We start from the raw sequence: 21,944 nt of genomic DNA, 5'->3' as shown, positions 1-21,944 counted from the left end.
TACGTAAATTTTTTTTATTTTTCAACTGCGTTTAAACCAACCTTTTTTAAAGACAGGATCATTGTGTCCATCTCCTGTTGATCTAATACTTCAAAAATCTCATTAATTTTTTGTTCATGCTTTGGAAATATTTCTTCCATCAACGTTTGTCCTTCATATGTTAATAAAACATATGTGACACGACGATCCTTTGGGCAAGCACGTCGATACACAAAACTTTTTTGTTCGAGCTTATCAATAACATACGTAATACTACTGCTTGCAATTAAAATTTTCTTTCCAATTACTTGAATTGGTTGCTCACCATGGTGATATAAAAACTCAAGTACTGAAAATTCGGTTTGATTTAAATCGTATTGAAGTAAATCTCTCTTTGTTGCATCCTGAATCGTTTGATACGCCCGGAACAAGACCGTAAAAGCTTTTAAATTACGATTGTTTTCCTTCATACGACTCCCTCTTCTCATTTACTTCGAATTCATTTATCTTTAATTCGAGATAATAATAACATATAAAATAATTAACGGCAATCCTTTTGTTTTTCTGTAATCATCAATTATACCTCGTCATATTTGTAACTGCCGTTTCACTTTCGGTACAGAAAACACTTACACCTGTCGCTTCGCTTTCGGTACAGAAAACACTTGCACCTGTCGCTTCGCTTTCGGTACAGAAAACACTTGCACCTGTCGCTTCGCTTTCGGTACAGAAAACACTTGCTGAAAGAAGTTAAAAAGGATATCCCCTAAAATAGGAGATACCCTTTCATGTATCGATTATTGATTAATAGTAGTAATGGCGGCCGTTATTTTCCTCATTAATAGCCTTTGCTAGACGAACTGTAGATATTGCCAAATCTGCATACGTCACTTTCCCAGTAGCATTGAATTTATTTTGCTGTCCATCAATTAGACCCATCGCACTTGCTAAAGCAATATAACCTGCGTATTCCTGTTTAATTGAGCTTGCATCAGCAAAGTTTAATTTGTAAATGTCACCATGCTTAGCAGCACTCTCTAAATTTAGTACACGTACTAACCATTCTGCAAGCTCTTGACGAGTCAATTCTTTATCTACTGCAAATTGATCCGCAGGTTGTATAATACCTATGCCTACAGCTTGTTCAACGGTTCCGTATAATGGATGCTTTTTGTCAATATTTTTAAAGGATTGCTTCTCGTCGTCTCTTCCATACGTACCAAAATCATAATAACCGTATGATAATGATTTAACTAAAATTTTTAAAGCTTCTCCCTTGTTTACAGCTGTATCAGCATTAAAGTTTGCTGCGTCTTTCACTTCTAATACATTTTGGTGTAGTAAATAAGTTAATTCTCCTCCAGCTGTTGGATGTGAAATAGCTGGTTTTTCTTTAGCATCATCAACATTTTGAAGCCATTTACCAGTTGTTGCATCAATACTATTGAATAAGCTACCATCATAAACTGGAGAGTATACTAAATCATAGTGATGTTTATCCTCGCCATCCTGTTTTGCATACTGAAGCTCCAAGCTCAGTCCCTTATGGAACGTTTCTTTTGCTTTATCAGCAGGAATAGCTTTATTTACAGCTGGCCAATTATCAATCTTGTGATTACTAATATTTAATGAACTTAATTTCCCATCTGCACTAATACCTACAGAAATTTCATCCCCTACTACAGCAATACCATTGACAATACGTGGGAAGGAGAAGTAATATCGTTTACTTTCTTTGTCATATGTTGTTTCTTCTATTGGTTTTGAATAGTTATGAAGGTAGGACGGAGCCCATGCTTTTAAGTAGTCTATCGCTTTTGCTAAAGCAGCTTCTTTCGCGATTGGTTCTACTTTCTGATCTGTCTCCATGAAATCTCTACGTATATCCCAGTAATCTGTAATCTCACCTGTTGCCTTGTTCACTTCGAATGATGCGCCATAGCCACTATTTCCTAAATGATACATATAATTTACTGAATAAATTGTCTCACCATTGTCGTTTTCTCTTTCATTAACCGACTCAATTTCTAGCTTCACTTTGTCTGAATCAACTTTCAAGAAAGACTTAGCTAGCTCTTCGACTTCTGCTACTGTAACGTCCTTCTTTCTAGGTTCAAGTGGTTGCGATGCCAGTTTTTCTACACCTTTTGCCGTTGGAACTTGAGAAGTAAAACCATTCACTGTATGCCACTGCCCATTTAATGCATGCACACCCGTGAAGCTTGTTGGCGGCATATATACAAGCTTCGCAATAGATTCGCCTGTTTGGTAGTTATAATCCACCATATAGCGCAAATCTACTGACAAATTTTCGCGAACTTGTGCAAGTATATCTGATTCATTTTTTTTCTGATCTACATTATCAAATGTTGCCTTACTAGTTGACCCAGTATTACGATACATACTTACAACTTCACCATTTGCTAGAACAGTAATATTGAGATTCTCATTACTTAGTGGTACACCATTATGTGTTGGCGAATAATTGAATGAATACGTAATTGGTTCAGATAAAGGTCGACTAAAACTAAAACCAAAATCACCATACCAATCGTCTTCACGAAGCTTGTAATTTGCAGTATTCGGCATTTTCTTTAAGAAGTCTTGGGCAATTTTCTTTGCATCGGCCTCTGAATACTTCACTGGATACAATGCATCCGCTATATTGGCAGGTTGGTAGTGGAAATATTCTAGTTCTAAATTTTCGCCTTTAAACGTAAATTCACCAAAAACATCTTTGCCATTGATTGTCTTTTGGAAGCTTAAGTCATAGCGTATTGTAGCATCATCATTAAAGTAATGCGCTTCCCCCATTGAGAAATCCTTCTCTGATACAAATTTGAACTTGCCTGGGAATAATGTATTCAATTGCTTAATAAGTTCACTTTTTGTAACCTTTGTTTCTGTTGAAGCAACTTGGATTGCAACTCTCTCTTGTGATTCTTTTACATTTGCTGAAGCTTGTGCCATTGGCGAAATTACACCAACTGAAAATGCAGTAGACGCTAGTATAATACCTAACTTTTTAAATTTATCCAAAATATACCTCCTAAAATACCATTTACCATTATTATAATATATATTTCCATAAATGGAAATGTCATTTCCAGATAATTAATATTTATTAGAAAAAGGGAATGAGCTCCTTTTGCAGCGAAAGAATTTACTCCTTAAGATTCTCATTTCTTTACTACATCAAAATTTGATCCGATCAATAGCCAATTTTGCGGGAATGGGAGACCTAATTTCCAGTAGCCTACTCCTCTAAGATTGTACCTTTTGATTAAATTGAACTTCGCTTGAATGGATCTTGCATCCTCGAACCACACCACATGTGCTCTACCTTGCTCATCGTAGTATTCAAAGAACGGAGCTTGAGATCTCAAATCAAACTGAATAGCAGCATTATATTTTTTAGCAATTTCAATTGCTCTTTGTGGACTAATTGCTTCTGCATTCGGGCCCCCTTGTACAAAAGGCAATGTCCAGTTATATCCATATAAATTCTGTCCAAGTATAATTTTGTTACGAGGTATCTCACTTACTGCATATTTTACAACCGCCTCTACCTCGGGAAGTGGCGATACGGCCATAGGTGGCCCTGCAGAATATCCCCATTCATAAGTCATTAACATAACAAAATCCACTATTTCTCCATGTGCTTTATAATCATGCCCCTCTGTCCACGGACCTCGCTCACTAGCACTTGTTTTTGGAGCTAGTGCTGTCGATACGGTATACCCCTGTGGATGGAATCGACTCACCGCTCTCCTTAAAAAATTGTTATATGCTTCTCGTTGATCGCCCGGCAAATTCTCAAAATCGAAATGAATATCTTTAACGCTTCCTAAACGCTTTGCCTCTTCAAGAATATTATTAAAAAGTAAATCCTGTACTGCTGTACTTTGAAAAATATCTCTCGCTAAATCACCGCTAAAACTAAAATTCTCTAGGTTTGAGACAACCATCGCTAGAGAAGCTCCTGTATCATTTGCAATTTGCGCCACACCTTGACTCGGTGGTACCTTAAGCGTTCCATCTCGCCTTGCCTCATAGCTAAATAAAGCAAGATACGTTAAAAATGGACCCGCTTCTCTTGCTTGGCTCAATAATGCTTCACTAACGAATGTCCCTCTCGGCTCTAAATATGCCAATGTTTCAGCTCTTGTTTTTGGTTGAGGTGGAATATAAAGTCGCATACCAATCGATAAAGGCTGACTCGGACTAATATTGTTGACTTGAGCAAGTGTTAAATAATTAATGCCAAAGCGTTGGCCGATTGAATATAAACTATCCCCTGACTGCACATAATAAAAATTTCCGACAATCGGTATTACAAGCGCTTGCCCGACAACTAATCGATTCGGTTCAGGAATTTGATTGGCATCTACGATACTTTGAACTGTTGTCCCATACGCCTGCGAAATACCCCATATGGACTCCCCTGCCCGTACAACATGTATTTGAATGGCAGTGCCTCCTTCTAGCTTGATAAAATTACACCTATAAAGCTTATGAATTAGAAAAGGAAAAGATGTCATTGCTAAGTAAACACAGATTCCTAAAGCAAAAAAGATCCATCGCTTGTTACAGCGAATGAACCTTATTTCCATTATTTTTTTTATAGTATTTAAGACACGCTCGATAATAGAATATAAATAAAAAATAAGCAAACAGCTGTAGTAAAGAGCCTATAAAATGAACATTTCCTCGCATACTTGTATCAACATTTATTGAAAATGCCTGTATGACAAAACCGCAAAGCATAAATGCCATAAATTTCTGGTATGTTTTAAATGTTTTTGCTTCAAGAGGTTTATTATTATGAATGTGTAATAATAATTGAAAAACCCAGTACATGAAGATGATGAATAAAAATTGCATAAACTGTACACCAATTCCTCCTAATAAACTATAGTCTAGCCATTGACCTAGCTCTAAGAAAAATGACATTACCGCCAAAATAATAGCGAAGTTTTTCGACCAACGCTTTAAATTATGGAACGTTGGCAGTAAGTGAATACCATATGCAAAAAATATATAGCCAATAAAATCCGGCAACATATCCGGTAATCCGAAATTACTTAAATCTACAAATACAAAGCACACCTCGTTAAATAAATGATCGTAAGGATTTTTCATTATTTCATACCCCCCTCATTTGTTTTCATCAAATAGTTATCATGTTCCTGTTGAATTTCATCTATATAGTATTGCTTACTCGTATAATCGTAGGTTTCGTTATAGCTTGAGCTTGGTTGTACAGTAGGTTCATCCATATTTTGATGCTCTGCATATATTAAGTTCCCTACCCATGCCAAGAAAGATAAAGAAAATGTCATGTAGACAAGTCTTCCCTTCGTAAGTCCTTTGTAATAAACGAACAAAATAAACAATGAGAGCGTAAGCATGAGGAACATACATACTATATTAGTAAGATCTTTTTCCAGATTGATAGTTAACTGTGCGGCATTTTTCAAATGGAACGATTGTCCTGTACTAATGCTGAATACAAATAGAAGTGCAGCTAGCGTCACTGGAACGGTTAGTATGGTTGCAATAGAAAATCTTTTTGTCTTTTTTATATGAGTCTTTTCGAGTTTTTGACGTAATTGATTTGAGAAATCTAAATCTGGATCTTTATCAGGGCGTTTCTTTAATGCATCAACTAAATCGTAATCACGTTCTTCCATCAATCATCCCTCCCTACCTTTTTTCGAAGCCTTGCCATTGCTCGGTGAAAATCAACACGTACTTTGACTTCCGAGATACCTAATATCGCAGCTGTTTCTTGTATCGTGTAGTCTTTTACCATTCTGCAAATAATGATTGTCCGATCATGTGATTTTAATGTCATTAATGCTTCTTGTACTGCCTGCCATTGCTCATTTTTCTCCACAATCTCTAAAGGCTTTGGTATTTCCTTCAAGACGGGCTGCAAGCTAAGTTTTTCTGTTAATAAACGCTTTATTTTCTGCCTTCTATGTATATCTACTGCTGTATTCCGTGCAATTGATAAGAGCCAAGTTTTTACTTTATCTTTATCCTTCAAATTATGTAACTGCTTCATCGCCTTAAAAAACGTTTCTTGCGTAATATCCTCTTCCTCTTGTTTGCTATTTGTATAATAAAGCGCAAAATGATACACATCACGATGATAACAATCGTACAAATGTTCAATTTTTAATATATCCTGATGCAAAACTTCACCCCACTTTCTACACTTACAAATAAGTCGTCGCAACTAATGATTTGTTACACTTTTTTTACAACTAGCGTAAACACCTCGTTCTTTATATTGTTTACCTCGTTGTAAATGTTGCTCAAGTTGGTAGTGTCGATTCCGAGGCAAGTCCATTCTACAAGTGATATGCGTAATGTCATTGTGGAGGAATTAGCGAAGTTATTAAAAGCTAACAAACGTTGAAATGAAAAAATAACTCTTATTTATTGAAGGTAAACTTGCTAGCTATTCATTACACTTGGGCAGTGGTAGGATTATGTCAAAGCTTTTATTGTTAAGTGGAGAAACAAAAATTAAAGATTCAGCTATTTTAGGACATATTTGCAACTATGAACAAACACAAAAAGGAAGAGATGACTGTTAGCGATTTCCGTCATCTCTTGTTAAATGTCTAACCATTTGTTCAATTTTGAAATGCATAGATTATATAAAAAGTTCTACACTATTGCTGATTGTAGTGGAAGGCTACTTGACTCCCGTGGGAAAGCGAGACAGGCGAGACCCCGCACGAAGCGAAGCGGAGGAAGCGGAGGAAGCGGCTCGACGCTCGCTCACAGGAATCTCTGCTCTGTGCGAAAGCGTAGCGGCAGCGACAATGTTTTAACTGTGCGAAAGCGTAGCGGCAGCGACAAAGCGAGTAGCCTGGAACGGACATCATCATTCACAAAGATTACCTTAGCCATTTTGTTTTTCAGCACTATGCAATGCCCTCCACTGTACATCGGAGGGCATTTTATTGTACATCTGATTTAATCATCTCAAATAATAACGGTACATTCGTTCCGCGTTGTAACGAATTGCAGCCCTCCATTAAAAATGACCAGCTCATTTTCATTTTTTCTTTATACGGAAGCTCTGCATTAACTGGAAGATAGTCTTTTAAAAACTCTTCTATGGAACTCGATAAATTGTCCATAAATTCATCTGCCTTTTGCACCTTTTCCGTTGCTATTTCATTGCGCTCATTCCAAAGTACATGCTCTAAGTTTGTAGAAAAATAAAATAGCTGGTACGGTATTCTTAATCGCTGAATGCTAAAATGATCATTCGCCACAAGGATTTTGGCATTATTCGCCTTCATTTCATTTCGTTGCTCGATTTGTTCCTTACGCTTCTCAGTTTTCACCAATATTGCATCTTCTGTATAGTATAGTTTTTGCTCAATATCTTCCTTCACTTTTACAAATTCTGGGTCAATAAAACAACCGTCTGCATCGGTAATATGAACAACAGCAGTTAAATCCTTCGCTAAAAACTTATACTTTTGCAAATAGTTCTGAATCACTCGCGTAACACTATTTTTAATATTAGGTATTCGTTTATTGGCATCCCACTTCGTTAAAATATCCTCCCGTTGTACATCGAAGCGAATCGTAGAATTTGCAAAATGTTCATCTAGATAATCCTCTAAAACAATTTGCTCCGTCTGCCCCTCTACAATGATTAAAAGAACTTTTTTAGTCACGCTGGACACCCGCTTTTCTAAAGGCACGCTTAATTTTAAATATCTTCGTTTCTTTATAAACCTCTTCATCCTGTCCGCCCAACTGAATTGCACGTAAATAAACATCTCGAGCATTATTTACCTCTTTAATACCTTTTAGCTGCATATAACGACGTTCCTCGTTCGTTGTCGTAAACCATAAGTTTTTAATAGCAAGCACCTCTAACACGCGTAGATTATGAGACGTAAAAATAAGCTGGCCTTTTCCGTCCTCATCAATCACTGTTAACAACTCGCCTAATAAATATTCAAAAACACCAGAATCTAATTCATCAATTACTACACAAGCATTTGGGTTATTATAAACGGCAATGAGCACACTGAGTACAGAAATAATTTTCAAAATTCCTTCTGACTCTGTCCGTAGTGGTAATTCACGCTCCCCACGCTGTGATAAAAATTCAAAACGGACTCCTTTTTCTCCATTATCCATCGTTTGTTTTGTAATGACATTAATCTTAATAGTCAGACCCGGAATAATTGCTGATAATACACGATTACTTTGTTCTATTACTTCACATAACACATTAAACGTATCCTCTGGTAATAACGCTGGTCCTTTCAAATTGTAAGGGATAGAACCACGAGTTTTTTCTAGATGGATACTAAATGGCATGCTGCGCTCCTCAAATAATGGTGCGATATTTTGATTATTAACAACATGTAGATCTCGATTAAAATCTATTGCTAAATTATGAAGTAATTGCATTTCTAGCTCTGACAATCTGTCTTGTAATAATGGCTTTAAATCTTTGTGAAAGATAAAGGACGTATACTGTTTTTTAGATAGTTGATGAATGACTAGTAATTGGATACGCGTTTTTTCATTCATATCAGAAAGATTAGCTTTACGTAGTTGTATGTCTTCCTCTGTAACATTAATCAGAATCTTTGAACGCTTACCTTTCTCATTCTCTCTGTAAGCTATACGTTCAACCGTTGTGTACAATCTGTTTTGATCTTCTTTTAACTCTACATAATAATTGAGATAAAAAGTGCCAAATTGATTTTCTACAAGAAACTCGAACTCAATACTTGCCGTATCCTCTCCTGCCATAATTAATCTCTTTTCCTGAGACGGTAATTTTATTTCAGTAATCCAGCCGGAGATCAGTGCCTTTAACAAGCCAAATGCATCAACAATAGTTGTTTTCCCTGAACCGTTTTGTCCGTATAAACCTACAACGTTAGCCTTAAAAAATGTCTCAAAATTCACCGTTAAAACAATTTCACCATGTCGCACATTTCGTAAATTTTGTATCTTAATTTTCTTGATTTTTATAATGGCCATTTATCTAAACATCCTTTAAATAATATTTTCTTCTATTATAATTAAATTTGATATATTTTATAACATTTTCTAATTTAACGTATTATACCTTTGTCAATTATTCACTTAGTTTAATGCCTACAACGATCATAATAGTAGGCATATGTTAGAGAAGAAAAACGAAGAAAGGTGTGTTTCATTGGTCAATCCTAATTTAAATCCCGACGATATTGATGTTAATATTCCGTTTCACCCTAGCATGCCTTCCGGTAACCCATTTCCACCTTTAAATCCGTTACCATATCCGCCGCGCCCTCCGCAGCCATATCCGCCGCAACCATATCCACCACGTCCTCCACGACCATATCCGCCGCAACCATATCCACCACGTCCTCCACAGCCATATCCGCCGCAACCATATCCACCACGTCCTCCACGACCATATCCGCCGCAACCATATCCACCACGTCCGATGCCATTTCCAGGCGGGCAATATCCTGGCTTACCAGGGTTACCGGGCTTAAACCTACCAGGCATGTAGATTTTTACCCGACATATTTGGAAGTCTAAGATCAATAACTATAGCAAAAAGGCTATCCAGAAGTTCAAATATGAACTAATGGATAACCTTTTTATAAATTAATATTTAATATGTCACACCAACAGAGTTAAAGCGGGTGCCAAACAATTATGAAAAGAAAATTACATACACTCAAGGAGGAAATTCCCATCCTAAAAAGGGGATACATATTCTTTACGGAAAACCAGCTTTTATCAGAGATTTACTGATAAATATTCACTAAAGCATGAAAAACACTTCTCAAATTTGAGAAGTGTTTTTGTGCTAGAGCCGTAGATTACATCATCCCCGGCATGCCGCCCATACCAGACATATCTGGCATTGCTGATGCTGGTTCTGGAATATCTGCTACTACTGCTTCTGTTGTTAAGAATAGAGCTGCTACAGATGCTGCGTTTTGTAAAGCTGAACGAGTTACTTTCGCTGGGTCTACTACGCCCGCTTCAATCATGTTTACCCATTCGCCTGTCGCAGCGTTGAAACCTACACCGATTGCTTCACGTTTTAGACGATCCACAATAATTGAGCCTTCAAGACCTGCGTTGTTTGCGATTTGACGTACTGGCTCTTCTAAAGCACGTAGAACAATTTTCACACCTGTTGCTACGTCGCCTTCTTCTGCATCCGCAACTTTTTCAACTGCTGCATATACGTTAAGAAGTGCAGTACCACCACCTGATACAATACCTTCTTCAACTGCTGCACGAGTTGAGTTAAGAGCATCTTCAATGCGAAGTTTGCGTTCTTTTAGTTCTGTTTCTGTTGCAGCACCAACTTTGATTACTGCTACGCCACCTGCTAATTTTGCAAGGCGTTCTTGTAATTTTTCTTTATCGAATTCTGAAGTTGTTTCAGCAAGCTGAGCACGGATTTGACCAATACGGCCTTCGATTGCATCTGCACCGCCAACACCTTCTACGATTGTTGTATTATCTTTTGTCACAACCACTTTTGCAGCTCGACCAAGTGATGTAATATCAGCTGATTTAAGATCTAAGCCTAATTCTTCTGTAATTACTTGACCACCTGTTAAAATTGCGATATCTTCTAGCATTGCTTTACGACGGTCACCAAATCCTGGAGCTTTAACCGCTACAGCATTGAATGTACCACGAAGCTTGTTCACTACAAGTGTTGCAAGAGCTTCCCCTTCAACATCTTCAGCAATGATTAACAGTGGACGACCTTGTTGTACTACTTGTTCCAATAATGGTAATACTTCTTGGATGTTTGTAATTTTTTTATCAGTAATTAAAATATATGGATTATCTAATACAGCTTCCATTTTATCTGTATCTGTTACCATGTAGTGTGATGCATACCCACGGTCGAATTGCATACCTTCAACTACATCAAGCTCAGTTGTGAAGCCTTTAGATTCTTCAATTGTAATAACTCCGTCGTTACCCACACGTTCCATTGCTTCTGCAATTAACTGCCCTACTTCATCATCAGCAGCAGAGATAGCCGCAACCTGTGCGATTTCCTCTTTGTTGCTTACTGGACGAGAAATAGCGTTTAATTCTGTAAGGGCCGCTACAACTGCTTTGTCAATCCCTTTACGAATGCCTACAGGATTTGCACCAGCTGTTACGTTTTTTAAGCCTTCACGAATAATAGCTTGAGCTAATACTGTTGCAGTTGTTGTACCGTCACCAGCAATCTCGTTCGTTTTAGAAGCAACTTCTGCTACTAATTTTGCACCCATGTTTTCGTATGGATTTTCTAGCTCAATTTCTTTTGCAATTGTTACACCATCATTTGTAATAAGTGGTGAACCGAATTTTTTTTCTAAAACTACGTTACGACCTTTTGGCCCTAGAGTAATTTTTACCGCGTTTGCTAATTTATCTACACCTTGTAGCATTAATGAACGAGCTTCTTCTGAGAATTTAATATCTTTTGCCATTTGAATTTACCCTCCTGGAATGGAATATTCGTTAAGCTTCATCAATATATTTATAAAAATTTCGCCATACTGTCATTGTCACCTATTCATTTGTTTATCTGTGACAATGACCAAAGGTATTAACTTTAATAAACTAAAAAAGTATGAACTTATTCAATAATTGCAAGAATATCGCTTTCGCGTAAAATTAGGTACTCATTACCCTCATATTTAACTTCTGTACCAGAGTATTTAGAGAAAATAATGCGGTCGTCAACTTTAACGTCAAGCTCTACACGTTGTCCGTTCTCTAATATACGACCTGTCCCAACTGCTACAATTTTACCTTCTTGTGGCTTTTCTTTTGCAGAGTCTGGCAGTACAATACCGAATGCAGATTTTTCTTCTACCTCGATTAGTTCGATTACAATACGATCTCCTAGTGGTCTTAACAAGTGAAACAACCTCCTATTAATTAAGTATAAGATTAAGTCTATTAGCACTCTACCCATACGAGTGCTAACACAATTATTATGATAATCAATCACACTTTTTTTTGCAAGTCAGAACTTCGAAAAATTTTGTTTTCTTTCCATATTCCTCTACAATAGAAAGGTAGCATAATGAATGGAAAGGATTTTGACTGTGAACAATTCTACAAAAATAAGTAAGCATAAAAAAACAGCCCTTTATGTTTTAGTGATTTATATCATCATGCATTTATCAGGGATATTGCTAGCAAAACCGTTTCACAAGCTTGTTATGAGTACAACTGGTTTACCTAGCGAGCAAGCTGCTCCGCTTACGCAAGGCTGGTATATTGCGCTTAGCTTTGCCATTGCGTTAATTCTAAGCTTAATCCTAACATCTCGCGATAAAGCGTTTTGGGATATTTATAAAGGGAAGAAAGAAACGATACCACTGTCAATTATGTGGGGAATTATTGGTTTCTTCTTAGTTTTCTTCGGCCAAATGATTGGCGCAGCGATCGAAATGGCTATATTCGGTATCCAAGGTGGATCGCAAAACACAGCTGATATTGTAGCTATTGCAAAAGGTGCTCCTATTGCGATATTAGCGATAGTTGTTTTTGGACCCATATTAGAAGAGTTCGTCTTCCGTCGTGTTATTTTCGGATCGCTTGTCCAAACAACTAATTTCTGGATAGCCGGTATAGTAAGTGCCATTTTCTTTGCTCTTATTCATATGGACTTCTCACATATCTTGCTTTATACAATTTGTGGATTGATCTTTGCCTTCTTATATCACAAAACAAAACGCATTTGGACGTCCATTATCGCCCATGTCATGCTGAACGGTTTTGTGACACTTGTACAATTGTATGCAGAACCATTGCAAAAGTTTCTTCAAGAACTAGAAAAAATGCAATAAAAATCAGCGGGTGTTTAGACACCCGCCGAAAAGAAGTTAAATTTAACTGTATCTATCACGACGAAAAAGCTCGATGCTACTAATTAGCATCGAGCTTCTATTATTATTGATTCAGTTCTTCGATTTGACGTCTCTGCTGTTCAAGTGCCTCTTCTATCTGACGTTTTTGCTCAGCTTCTTGTTCTTCTTTCATTCGCATTTCCTCTGATTTTAAGTATTTCTTATAGCCAATACGAGAAATCATAATGCTAATTTCATAAAGAACAAACAATGGTACTGAAACCATTAAGTGCGAAGCTAATTCAGGTGGCGCGATTAGTGCAGCACATACAAATAAACCAAAGTATGAATACTTACGAATACGAATTAGTAACTCAGGAGATAAAATCCCAATACGTGAAAAGAACAAGACTACAATCGGTAATTGGAAAAGGAAACCAAAAGGTATTGTAAGCTTAAATAAAAACGAAAAATATTCATGTATGCCAATTGTTTGTTGAATTTCTAAATCGTTTGATAAATTCATCATAAACTTTATGACATAAGGGAATAGTAAAAAATATGAAAAAGACAGCCCTGCTAAAAACAATAAAAATGAATACGGTATATAGCTTAAAGTCGCTTTTCGTTCTACGTCCCTTAATCCCGGGCTAATAAAAGCCCACAATTGATACATCAATACCGGTGAGGATAGGATAAATGCTATTAAAAAAACTACTTGGATATAAATTGCAAGTGGTGTTACTACATCAAATGCATGGAGCTCTATATTGTAATTCGCTCCAGTACTTTGAAGATATTTAACAAGCGGCTTTGCAACAAAGAAGCCGCCAGCCATAGCTAGAACAAAGAAAACGGCAACAATGAAAAGCCGTTTTCTTAATTCTTCTATATGTTCAATGACAGTTAGATCTCTTGGATTCATTCCTCAAACATCCTAACTTACTTATCTAATTCTTTCTTTTTCTTGTCATCATCATCTTCGTCGGCTAAACCTTTAGTAGCATTTTTGAATTCACGTAATGTTGAACCAAATGCTTTACCAAGCTCTGGTAACTTTTTAGGACCAAAAATTAGTAATGCGACAATTCCGATAATAATGAGGCTCATAGGACCAATACCACCCATTAAAGCCACCTCCTCTTTATATCCATCATTTTAACGCATATTTCGCCATTTTGCTAACTAATTATATGTGAAAGTTTTTCGTCATTCTCTCAATTTTATACTTACTTCATTTAACAGAAACTGTGAGCTATGCTATCAATTATGCCTAGGTCTAATTGCGTCCTAAGGCTTTAACTTCTTTCAGCGGGCGTTTGTACACCCGCTGAAAGAAGTTAAATTATGTACAATGATCACTCTTCCTGATTACGAATTAAATAAATAAGCGCCTGCAACTCTACCGACAAATCAATTGTTAAAAGTTGCATTTTATCTGGTACAGTAATACGCTCTGGCGTAAAGTTCAAAATTCCTTTTGCGTTCATCACTGCTAATCTATCAGCCATTTTCTGTGCAGAGCGTGGTGAAACTGTTAAAATTGCAAGTTCCGCTCCATATTCCGCATATTTTTCTTCCAATAAGTCAGGGTGAAAAACAGGAATATTGCTAATCATTTTCCCTTCTTTTGGGGCCTTCGAGTCAAATGCAACAACGATATGAGTATTGTGGTTTTTTTGAAAATTATATTTTAATAAAGCACTACCTAAATTCCCTACACCAATTAACGCAACCTTTGTCGCTTCATGTTGATCGAGCGTTTGGCTAAAAAATTGTAAGAGATGCTGCACATCATAGCCATATCCCTTTTTCCCAAGAGCACCAAAATAAGAAAAATCTCGGCGAATAGTTGCAGAATCAATTTTCATCGCTTCACTTAGTTCCTTCGACGAAATGCGTTCCATGCCTTCTTGTGCAAAGTTTTGGATAAAACGATAGTAAAGAGGAAGTCTTTTCGTAGTGGCTTGTGGAATTTTCAATTCTTGTTTCAAACTTTTTCCTCCTTAAATGTATCAAGTTCTATTTATGATACAGACTTTATATTTCTAAATTTATAATATTCACTGGAGGATTTCCCTTTATTTAATGGCGCTTTTACGCCACTAAATAAAGGGAAATCGTTTCAATCTTACATGACAGCTTGGAATAAGTAAAGCATCGACATTGCAAGCCAATCGCTCATCCATTACACTAAGGAAGAATTGAGGTGTCAAGAATGATTGTTTTACAGGTCAATCAACTATATAAATCCTTCATTGCAGATGAAATTTTAAGTGGCGTAAAATTAGAAGTTCAACATCGTGACCGAGTTGCATTAGTAGGTCGTAACGGTGCGGGTAAATCCACTTTACTTAAAATTATTGCTGGTCAAATGTCATATGACTCTGGCGATATTATTATCCCGAAAGGTATACAAATCGGATACTTAGAGCAGCATGCTGGTTTAAACTCGACATTGTCGATTTGGGATGAAATGATGACAATTTTTGAGCCGCTTATTGCCCAAGAACAAACGCTACGATCATTAGAACAACAAATGGCCGACCCAGCTGTTTATGAAAACCCTACTATATATGCAAAAATAATGTCTGAATACGATCATTTACAGCATAATTTTAAGGATGCGGGTGGCTATCAATATGAATCGGATACACGATCTGTGCTTCATGGTATGCAGTTTTATCCTGAGGATTACCAAAAGTCAATTAGCTCACTATCAGGGGGACAACGGACTCGGTTAGCACTTGCTAAGCTTCTTTTAAGTAAGCCTGACCTATTAATCCTTGATGAACCTACTAACCATTTAGATATTGAAACCCTTTCTTGGTTGGAATCATATTTAAAGGGTTATGAAGGGGCTATTCTAATTGTTTCCCATGACCGCTACTTCTTAGACCAGGTTGTTTCCATTGTCTACGAAGTATCTCGTCATCGCGTCACAAAATATACAGGCAATTATAGTGCCTATTTAGATGAGAAAGCGAAAACTTATGAGCGTGATTTGAAGCTATATGAACGTCAGCAAGATGAAAAGGCCAAGCTTGAGGAATTTATTCAAAAAAATATTGCTCGTGCTTCTACTACAAAAATGGCACAAAGTCGTCGTAAAATGCTCGAACGAACAGAATGGATGGACTCTCCAGAAGGTGATGAAAAGTCAGCAAGCTTCGGTTTTACAATTGAACGTCAAAGTGGTAACGATGTATTATCTATCGATGACTTAACGATAGGTTATGGCGATAAGAAAATATCAAGTGGCATCACACTACGCACTTTCCGAGAAGATCGCATTGCACTTGTTGGACCAAATGGTGTTGGTAAATCCACTTTATTAAAAACCATTGTCAAAGATTTGCTACCATTCACTGGAGAGATTCGCTATGGTACAAATGTTCAAATTGGTTACTATGATCAAGAGCAGGCAAAGCTATCGAGCAATAAAAGTGTTCTAAAAGAGCTATGGGATGAATGGCCTTTAATGAATGAAAAAGATATTCGCACAGTGCTAGGCCGCTTCTTATTCAGTGGAGTTGATGTAGATAAAACCGTGTCGTCTTTATCTGGTGGAGAAAAGGCCAGACTTGCATTAGCTAAGTTGATGATGCAAAAGGCAAATCTCTTAATTCTTGATGAGCCTACCAATCACTTAGACTTAGATAGTAAAGAGATACTGGAAAACGCACTTATTGATTATCCTGGAACGCTCTTATTCGTATCGCATGACCGATATTTTATCAATCGAATCGCTACTAAAGTAATCGAACTGTCTGGTGATGGTTCCTTTGAGTACTTAGGTGACTATGATTATTATCTTGAGAAAAAACAAGAGTTACTAGAAATCGCCCAAATGAAGGCTGCTGCTCAACCTCAAGCGCAAGCTGATGTACCTGAGAAAATCTCTACCTCTAAAATTGATAAAGAGGCTAAAAAACGAGAACGTCAAATTAGACGCACGCTTGAGGAACTAGAAGGGAAAATGCAGCAAGAAAATCTTGAAATAGCTCGCTTAGAGGAAGCTCTTTGTGATCCTGAGATTTTCACAGACCACGAAAAAATCACACAGCTCCAGGATGAATTATCCACTTCTAAAGAACAGTACGAGTTATTTGAAATGGAATGGCTTGAGCTAAGTGAGGAACTTGAAAATATTACCTTATAACATCCCCTACCGAACTTCTATCTTTACGGTGGTAGTATTGTAAAGCCATGTGCCTTGTCACATGGCTTTTTACTTTACTCGTCTTCATTTTTCATATATATTGGTCAAGTGCTATTTTTCGACAAAAAATGCCCACAACTTTATTCACACTATGAAACTAGTAATACCAACATATCAACAGACTTTTCCACATTGTCCACAATTCAAAAATATTTTATTCACATGATTCTGTGCAAAACAGGCTACTATATATTGAATAATCACAAGTTATGCACAAGTTATCAACATTTTGTGCATAAGTACGGATGTTCGCTCTTTTATTTTCTTCTTGCCTGTGGATAATTTTCTGAAAAATTTGTCAACTAATAAGATTTATATTTTCATATGTTCACTGTTTTCTCAACATTTTTTTCATAAAAGCAAAAAAGAGGTGTTTTAGAATTAAATCTAAAAAACCTCTTTCTCTATAGTGAAAGAATTTACACCCAGGATTTTAACTCCATTCCAGGGCGACCGTTCATTGATAAATTGCCTCGAATATTCGTTTCAAACATAGGTGTTGCTGCTGCCCCTATCATAGCGGCGTTATCTGTACACAGCTTTAATGGCGGTACATACAGCGGGATACCTTCTTCCGCAAAAACAGACTCAAGTGATGTACGTAAGCCTTTATTTGCCGCTACACCTCCAGCTGCAATAACTTGTTTCACTTTATATTCACGTGCTGCCCGTAATGTTTTAGCTGTTAGCACTTCAACTACGCTATCCTGAAATCCTTTGGCTACGGCAGTCGGAGAAATCTCCTCTCCACGCTGATCCATATTATGCTTATAATTAATAACTGCTGATTTTAAACCGCTAAAGCTAAAATCATAAGAATCTTCCTCTAACCACACTCGTGGGAAGGTTACAGCCTCATCTCCCTCGTGTGCTAGCTTGTCAATACGTGGACCACCTGGATACGGTAAGCCTAAAACACGTGCAACCTTATCATAAGCTTCACCGGCTGCATCATCTCTCGTTTCACCAATGACTTCAAAAGATCCATGTTCTTTCATATAAACTAGCTCTGTATGGCCACCTGATACAACTAGTGCTAATAATGGGAATTCCATCGGCTGCACGAGTGCGTTAGCATATATATGTCCAGCTATATGATGCACACCGATTATCGGTAAATCATTGGCAAATGCAAAAGCCTTCGCTGCATTAATCCCAATTAACAATGCACCTACAAGACCAGGACCTTCAGTAACTGCCACAGCGTCTAAATCAGTTGGCTTCATATTTGCCTGTGCTAATGCTTCTTCAATAACCACTGTAATTTGCTCAACATGATGACGAGAGGCAATTTCAGGTACAACCCCACCAAATCGTTTATGACTTTCTATTTGAGATGCAACCACATTTGAAACAATTTCAGTGCCATTTCGAATAATCGCTGCTGCTGTTTCATCACAGCTTGATTCTATTGCTAATATAATTCGATCTTCCATCATAAATTCACCCACATGACAAGGGCATCCTCCCCGTTATCTGTATAATAGCCTTTACGTATGCCACCGTCTTGGAAATCAAGCTTTCGATAAAGATTTTGAGCAACTGTATTTGTCACTCGTACCTCTAAACTCATGACTTCCATACTATGGTCTTTCGCAATACGCATTGCCTCTCGCATTAATCCTTCACCAATTCCGTGACCGCGAGCAGCATCTATAACGGCTACGTTCGTAATTTGCGCTGCGTCTATAACCATCCACATGCCACAAAAACCGATAATGTTATTATATTCATCTATAGCTAGCACATAATGTGCATACTGATTTTCATGCACTTCATAATAAAAAGAGTCTAACGTCCATGGCGTAGAAAATGTAGCAAGCTCAATTTCATACACTACTGGGACATCTTCAGATACCATTTTACGATATATTACATTACTACTCATGTGCCTTCTCCTTTTGTTCCTTCAGCCAATTCGCCTCCGCCTCTGCAATACGTTTGTATTGCGGGACAAAATGATGAACAGCCTCCACACTTGGTAGCTCCACTTTCGTCGCTAATCGAACTGTTTCACTTGCTCTTGGCAAGTCATGACTAAACGGTATGCGTTGAGCATAGTCACCTAACACCTCTACGATTTTATACCAAAAAATATCTACATCTACTCCAACAAATAAAATCGGTGCCTCTAAAGCCTGTAAACGCTCTAATAAGCCATCAATATGATCGTGATAATCATCTATAATTGTTTCAAGCTCACGACCTTTATAAACGGCCGTATAAACATTGCCTCTTCGCGCATCAAAAATAGGACAAATAAATCCATCATATAGTGCTGCATTTGCGGCTAATGACTTTAAGCTAGATATTCCAACTAAAGGCTTTTTCAATGTCCATGCTAATGTTTTTGCAAGCGTCACACCTATTCGTACACCTGTATAAGAACCAGGTCCTTCTGATACAGCAATCGCATCCAACTCGCTTGGCTTTATGCCAGCGTTTGCTAGCACTTCTTCAATGGCTGGCATAGCACCTGCCGAATGCGTTAATTTTATATTTTGTACAATCTCTGCGACCACTTTACCGTCCCTTATTACAGCAATAGAAAGTGGTGCATTCGCAGTTTCAATCCCTAACCAAATCATTTCATTAGCTCCTCACATAATGCCTCATATCGCTTTCCAAGAGGTGTTAATACAAATCGTCGTTGATTTTCTCCCATTCGGTAAATTTCTATTCCAAGGCGCTCCTGTGGTAAATCCTGTTCAATCAAATGAGCCCACTCGACAACTGATACCGCATCACCATAAAATAGTTCGTCCCATCCAAGGTCTTCATCGCTTTCTGCTAAACGATAAACATCTAAATGATTAAATGGTAAACGCCCCTCATATTGCTTTACAATCGTAAACGTCGGGCTATTGACTGTCCTCTTCACACCAAGCCCCTTCGCTAATGCTTTCGTAAATGTCGTCTTGCCAGCGCCCAAATCACCCTCTAATGTAATTGTATCCTGGGCTTCTAGTAAGCTTGCTAGCTTCAGCGCAAAATGCTCAGTATCATCAAGTGAATTCATTATTTTTTCATACATCATCTCTTTTTCCTCTCCTAGCTCCATTACTTCTAGTTTACCGAAACAAGCGTAAATGTTCAAAGCATCCAATGGATTTTAAAAAAAAACAATTACACCTTGGCGTAATTGTTGCAGCTTGTCGACAAAAAGAATATAAATTACTGTATATCGAATTAACAAAAGTGATATTCACTCAAGTTGGTGCTCATCATAGGATGAGTCGTTAAGGTGAAACTACTAATCAATTATGCCTCGGCATAATTGCGTCCAGAATCAGCTTTGGCATAAGGGCAGGTTTGCCTATTTTTATACAAGGCAAACCTATTCATATAGATTGCTAGAGAAAAACGAGATCATTTCAACGTCACTACGTCAATAGCTTAAGACAATTATGCCTTGGTGTAATTATCGCTATCGCTACTAAAACATGTGCAAAATGAAGAGACAACATCCTTATAAAAAGAAGTGCTTATTTTTTTTTACCCTTTATCTCACTAATCTCTTTTTTAACCAATTTATCATCTTTAAATTGTACATTATAAGCTTTTGTCATAAGTATTTCATCATTCCAGCGGAATTGATCTTTTTTCAATGTTTCTCCTGCTCCCCCTGCAATTTTTACTACCTCCATATATGTCATACCTTCTTTTATTTTTTCAAATTCTGCTTCATTCATATTTTTTTGCCAGTGGTACGCATTGGATTCCTCAATATCTAAGATAGGATCTCCACAGCCTACTAGTATTACAGCAGCACCTATGAGCAAGCTTATATTAAGACGTTTTATGTAATAATAATTTCTCATGTAACACCTCCAAATCTTTTTCACACGAGAGAAATCGATAATCATCGTCATTTTTATAGTTAATGCCCTATTTGTTAGATTTATTACCCAGCTCATTATTTCTATCACTCTTCATCAACTGTAGTGAAACGTAATGGTAAGGTTTCTATGCTACCCCCTACAAGCACTATAGGGTCTTTTCTAGTCTGTTTTATGCAGGGGTTCGAGGTATTCACCTCCATCTTAAATTGTATTCCATATTATAAATAATATTTTTAGAAATTATACATATCCACTAATTTCCTTATAATAACAATAAAAAAAGTTCTTATGATTTAAAAGCATCATAAGAACTATATTATCAATTATAATGGCGGTCCCGACCGGGATCGAACCGGCGATCTCCTGCGTGACAGGCAGGCATGTTAACCGCTACACCACGGGACCTCTTTAAGACATTTATAAATATATCATATGTAATTAAGGTATGCAATACTTTTTTATATATTTTTTTATTTTTATATTCTCTATCTTTTACGTATCGACTTTGCAAATCTATTATGTCGACGCAAGATTGGATTTGGCTTATGCCTGCAGATTTGTTGCGTAGAAGCGAAGCGGCAGCACAACATGAGGAGCGACACGAAATCGGTCATTTCGGTAATGCCACAGGACGTGGCGTTTTTAGCCTGAGCTCCCCTATTTCAGGGGGGTGTTTGAACCCCCCTGAAAAGCAGCTTAAAATCGCATTCCTCTCACTATATATAGAGGTAGGAAAGTTTTGTATCTGACGCTATACTTACGGTTTGTAACTAATGTTTCACTTTTGCTACGAAAACACTCTTGCTGAAAAAAGAAAGGAGGTAAATATAAAAAGAGCGACTATAATACTAGTGTTTTGTAGTCGCTCTTTACATTGTTTCATCGTCTACAGCTTTAGCTTCTTGTCTATAATAAAAAAACAGCCAGCACACAGCTGACTGTTTACATTGCCTAGCGACGTCCTACTCTCACAGGGGGAAGCCCCCAACTACCATCGGCGCTAAAGAGCTTAACTTCCGTGTT

Annotated in this window: 21 protein-coding genes, 1 tRNA gene and 1 rRNA gene; 2 read left to right on the top strand and 21 right to left on the bottom strand. The window is 37.3% G+C overall.

The genetic code is table 11. The features are described from left to right. Nucleotides 1-14: 14 nt before the first annotated feature. From ABNX05_RS25455 to groES, 11 genes are all read right to left on the bottom strand, one after another. Entirely contained in the window at nucleotides 15-449 is a 435-nt protein-coding gene (locus ABNX05_RS25455; RefSeq protein WP_079563624.1) for a MarR family winged helix-turn-helix transcriptional regulator, read from the bottom strand. 334 nt (nucleotides 450-783) lie between these two features. Next, nucleotides 784-3,018, bottom strand: a complete 2,235-nt coding sequence (locus ABNX05_RS25450) for a YcdB/YcdC domain-containing protein (protein ID WP_349662237.1) — start codon at nucleotides 3,016-3,018, stop codon at nucleotides 784-786. Between the two features lie 140 nt (nucleotides 3,019-3,158). Then, nucleotides 3,159-4,448 carry a LysM peptidoglycan-binding domain-containing protein gene (locus ABNX05_RS25445; protein ID WP_349662246.1) on the bottom strand — a complete coding sequence of 430 codons (1,290 nt, stop codon included), beginning with the start codon at nucleotides 4,446-4,448 and terminating at the stop codon, nucleotides 3,159-3,161. A gap of 118 nt (nucleotides 4,449-4,566) precedes the next feature. Further along, on the bottom strand, nucleotides 4,567-5,121 hold the full coding sequence (locus tag ABNX05_RS25440; RefSeq protein WP_349662236.1) for a hypothetical protein: 555 nt from the start codon (nucleotides 5,119-5,121) through the stop codon (nucleotides 4,567-4,569). Then, on the bottom strand, nucleotides 5,121-5,672 hold the full coding sequence (locus tag ABNX05_RS25435; protein ID WP_349662235.1) for a hypothetical protein: 552 nt from the start codon (nucleotides 5,670-5,672) through the stop codon (nucleotides 5,121-5,123). Before ABNX05_RS25435 ends, ABNX05_RS25440 begins: the two co-directional genes overlap by 1 nt. After that, nucleotides 5,672-6,181, bottom strand: a complete 510-nt coding sequence (locus tag ABNX05_RS25430) for an RNA polymerase sigma factor (protein ID WP_349662234.1) — start codon at nucleotides 6,179-6,181, stop codon at nucleotides 5,672-5,674. The genes ABNX05_RS25435 and ABNX05_RS25430 overlap by 1 nt, the downstream gene beginning before the upstream one ends. Before the next feature lie 775 nt (nucleotides 6,182-6,956). Beyond that, on the bottom strand, nucleotides 6,957-7,688 hold the full coding sequence (locus tag ABNX05_RS25425) for a hypothetical protein (RefSeq protein ID WP_349662233.1): 732 nt from the start codon (nucleotides 7,686-7,688) through the stop codon (nucleotides 6,957-6,959). Then, nucleotides 7,681-9,018 carry an AAA family ATPase gene (locus ABNX05_RS25420; RefSeq protein ID WP_349662232.1) on the bottom strand — a complete coding sequence of 446 codons (1,338 nt, stop codon included), beginning with the start codon at nucleotides 9,016-9,018 and terminating at the stop codon, nucleotides 7,681-7,683. Before ABNX05_RS25420 ends, ABNX05_RS25425 begins: the two co-directional genes overlap by 8 nt. Nucleotides 9,019-9,246: 228 nt before the next feature. Next, nucleotides 9,247-9,534 carry a hypothetical protein gene (locus ABNX05_RS25415; RefSeq protein WP_349662231.1) on the bottom strand — a complete coding sequence of 96 codons (288 nt, stop codon included), beginning with the start codon at nucleotides 9,532-9,534 and terminating at the stop codon, nucleotides 9,247-9,249. A 320-nt stretch (nucleotides 9,535-9,854) separates the two neighbouring features. Beyond that, entirely contained in the window at nucleotides 9,855-11,486 is a 1,632-nt protein-coding gene (gene groL, locus ABNX05_RS25410) for a chaperonin GroEL (protein WP_349662230.1), read from the bottom strand. Between the two features lie 149 nt (nucleotides 11,487-11,635). Continuing rightward, nucleotides 11,636-11,920: a co-chaperone GroES gene (gene groES / locus ABNX05_RS25405; RefSeq protein ID WP_079563614.1), complete on the bottom strand. Its 285-nt coding sequence runs from the start codon at nucleotides 11,918-11,920 to the stop codon at nucleotides 11,636-11,638. 172 nt (nucleotides 11,921-12,092) lie between these two features. Between groES and ABNX05_RS25400 the strand changes: the two genes are divergently transcribed. Then, nucleotides 12,093-12,857, top strand: a complete 765-nt coding sequence (locus tag ABNX05_RS25400) for a CPBP family intramembrane glutamic endopeptidase (protein ID WP_349662229.1) — start codon at nucleotides 12,093-12,095, stop codon at nucleotides 12,855-12,857. 103 nt (nucleotides 12,858-12,960) lie between these two features. Here the strand turns inward: ABNX05_RS25400 and tatC are convergent, their stop codons facing one another. The 3 genes from tatC to ABNX05_RS25385 form a co-directional block, all read right to left on the bottom strand. Further along, nucleotides 12,961-13,782 (bottom strand): twin-arginine translocase subunit TatC, encoded by an 822-nt coding sequence (gene tatC / locus ABNX05_RS25395; RefSeq protein WP_079563612.1) that lies wholly within the window; start codon nucleotides 13,780-13,782, stop codon nucleotides 12,961-12,963. Nucleotides 13,783-13,799: 17 nt separating this feature from the next. Then, nucleotides 13,800-13,985: a twin-arginine translocase TatA/TatE family subunit gene (locus tag ABNX05_RS25390; protein WP_010857065.1), complete on the bottom strand. Its 186-nt coding sequence runs from the start codon at nucleotides 13,983-13,985 to the stop codon at nucleotides 13,800-13,802. 230 nt (nucleotides 13,986-14,215) lie between these two features. Further along, the gene (locus ABNX05_RS25385) at nucleotides 14,216-14,851 is read right to left on the bottom strand and encodes a redox-sensing transcriptional repressor Rex (RefSeq protein ID WP_079563611.1); all 636 of its coding nucleotides are present in this window, start codon (nucleotides 14,849-14,851) and stop codon (nucleotides 14,216-14,218) included. Nucleotides 14,852-15,075: 224 nt separating this feature from the next. Between ABNX05_RS25385 and ABNX05_RS25380 the strand changes: the two genes are divergently transcribed. Next, a complete protein-coding gene (locus ABNX05_RS25380) occupies nucleotides 15,076-17,019 on the top strand; it encodes an ABC-F family ATP-binding cassette domain-containing protein (protein ID WP_349662245.1) in 1,944 nt (647 codons plus the stop codon). 479 nt (nucleotides 17,020-17,498) lie between these two features. Here ABNX05_RS25380 and tsaD read toward each other — a convergent pair whose 3' ends face one another. From tsaD to rrf, 7 genes are all read right to left on the bottom strand, one after another. Further along, nucleotides 17,499-18,518: a tRNA (adenosine(37)-N6)-threonylcarbamoyltransferase complex transferase subunit TsaD gene (gene tsaD, locus ABNX05_RS25375; RefSeq protein ID WP_349662228.1), complete on the bottom strand. Its 1,020-nt coding sequence runs from the start codon at nucleotides 18,516-18,518 to the stop codon at nucleotides 17,499-17,501. Further along, complete coding sequence (gene rimI, locus ABNX05_RS25370) at nucleotides 18,515-18,967, bottom strand: ribosomal protein S18-alanine N-acetyltransferase (protein WP_349662227.1); 453 nt, start codon at nucleotides 18,965-18,967, stop codon at nucleotides 18,515-18,517. The genes tsaD and rimI overlap by 4 nt, the downstream gene beginning before the upstream one ends. Then, nucleotides 18,960-19,667 (bottom strand): tRNA (adenosine(37)-N6)-threonylcarbamoyltransferase complex dimerization subunit type 1 TsaB, encoded by a 708-nt coding sequence (gene tsaB, locus ABNX05_RS25365; protein WP_349662226.1) that lies wholly within the window; start codon nucleotides 19,665-19,667, stop codon nucleotides 18,960-18,962. Before tsaB ends, rimI begins: the two co-directional genes overlap by 8 nt. Next, nucleotides 19,664-20,113 carry a tRNA (adenosine(37)-N6)-threonylcarbamoyltransferase complex ATPase subunit type 1 TsaE gene (tsaE, locus tag ABNX05_RS25360; protein WP_349662244.1) on the bottom strand — a complete coding sequence of 150 codons (450 nt, stop codon included), beginning with the start codon at nucleotides 20,111-20,113 and terminating at the stop codon, nucleotides 19,664-19,666. Before tsaE ends, tsaB begins: the two co-directional genes overlap by 4 nt. 451 nt (nucleotides 20,114-20,564) lie before the next feature. Further along, the gene (locus ABNX05_RS25355) at nucleotides 20,565-20,900 is read right to left on the bottom strand and encodes a hypothetical protein (protein ID WP_349662225.1); all 336 of its coding nucleotides are present in this window, start codon (nucleotides 20,898-20,900) and stop codon (nucleotides 20,565-20,567) included. A gap of 350 nt (nucleotides 20,901-21,250) precedes the next feature. Continuing rightward, nucleotides 21,251-21,326 (bottom strand) — tRNA-Asp (locus ABNX05_RS25350). A gap of 544 nt (nucleotides 21,327-21,870) precedes the next feature. Continuing rightward, nucleotides 21,871-21,944, bottom strand: a 5S ribosomal RNA gene (rrf, locus tag ABNX05_RS26490); the annotation flags it as partial.

Origin of the sequence: Lysinibacillus zambalensis (assembly GCF_040183165.1) — a bacterium.
In the GTDB taxonomy this organism is placed as follows: Bacteria; Bacillota; Bacilli; order Bacillales_A; family Planococcaceae; genus Lysinibacillus; species Lysinibacillus zambalensis.
Note: the sequence above shows the minus strand (reverse complement) of the source record. Positions and strands in the feature narration are given on the sequence as shown.

Coding starts and splice junctions, on each gene's coding strand:
- tsaD (WP_349662228.1), bottom strand. CDS start 18,518: ATGATGGAAGATCGAATTATATTAGCAATAGAATCAAGCTGTGATGAA.
- ABNX05_RS25380 (WP_349662245.1), top strand. CDS start 15,076: ATGATTGTTTTACAGGTCAATCAACTATATAAATCCTTCATTGCAGAT.
- tatC (WP_079563612.1), bottom strand. CDS start 13,782: ATGAATCCAAGAGATCTAACTGTCATTGAACATATAGAAGAATTAAGA.
- ABNX05_RS25455 (WP_079563624.1), bottom strand. CDS start 449: ATGAAGGAAAACAATCGTAATTTAAAAGCTTTTACGGTCTTGTTCCGG.
- tsaE (WP_349662244.1), bottom strand. CDS start 20,113: ATGTATGAAAAAATAATGAATTCACTTGATGATACTGAGCATTTTGCG.
- ABNX05_RS25440 (WP_349662236.1), bottom strand. CDS start 5,121: ATGAAAAATCCTTACGATCATTTATTTAACGAGGTGTGCTTTGTATTT.
- ABNX05_RS25415 (WP_349662231.1), bottom strand. CDS start 9,534: ATGCCTGGTAGGTTTAAGCCCGGTAACCCTGGTAAGCCAGGATATTGC.
- ABNX05_RS25390 (WP_010857065.1), bottom strand. CDS start 13,985: ATGGGTGGTATTGGTCCTATGAGCCTCATTATTATCGGAATTGTCGCA.
- ABNX05_RS25355 (WP_349662225.1), bottom strand. CDS start 20,900: ATGAGAAATTATTATTACATAAAACGTCTTAATATAAGCTTGCTCATA.
- ABNX05_RS25400 (WP_349662229.1), top strand. CDS start 12,093: ATGGAAAGGATTTTGACTGTGAACAATTCTACAAAAATAAGTAAGCAT.
- rimI (WP_349662227.1), bottom strand. CDS start 18,967: ATGAGTAGTAATGTAATATATCGTAAAATGGTATCTGAAGATGTCCCA.
- ABNX05_RS25435 (WP_349662235.1), bottom strand. CDS start 5,672: ATGGAAGAACGTGATTACGATTTAGTTGATGCATTAAAGAAACGCCCT.
- ABNX05_RS25420 (WP_349662232.1), bottom strand. CDS start 9,018: ATGGCCATTATAAAAATCAAGAAAATTAAGATACAAAATTTACGAAAT.
- groL (WP_349662230.1), bottom strand. CDS start 11,486: ATGGCAAAAGATATTAAATTCTCAGAAGAAGCTCGTTCATTAATGCTA.
- tsaB (WP_349662226.1), bottom strand. CDS start 19,667: ATGATTTGGTTAGGGATTGAAACTGCGAATGCACCACTTTCTATTGCT.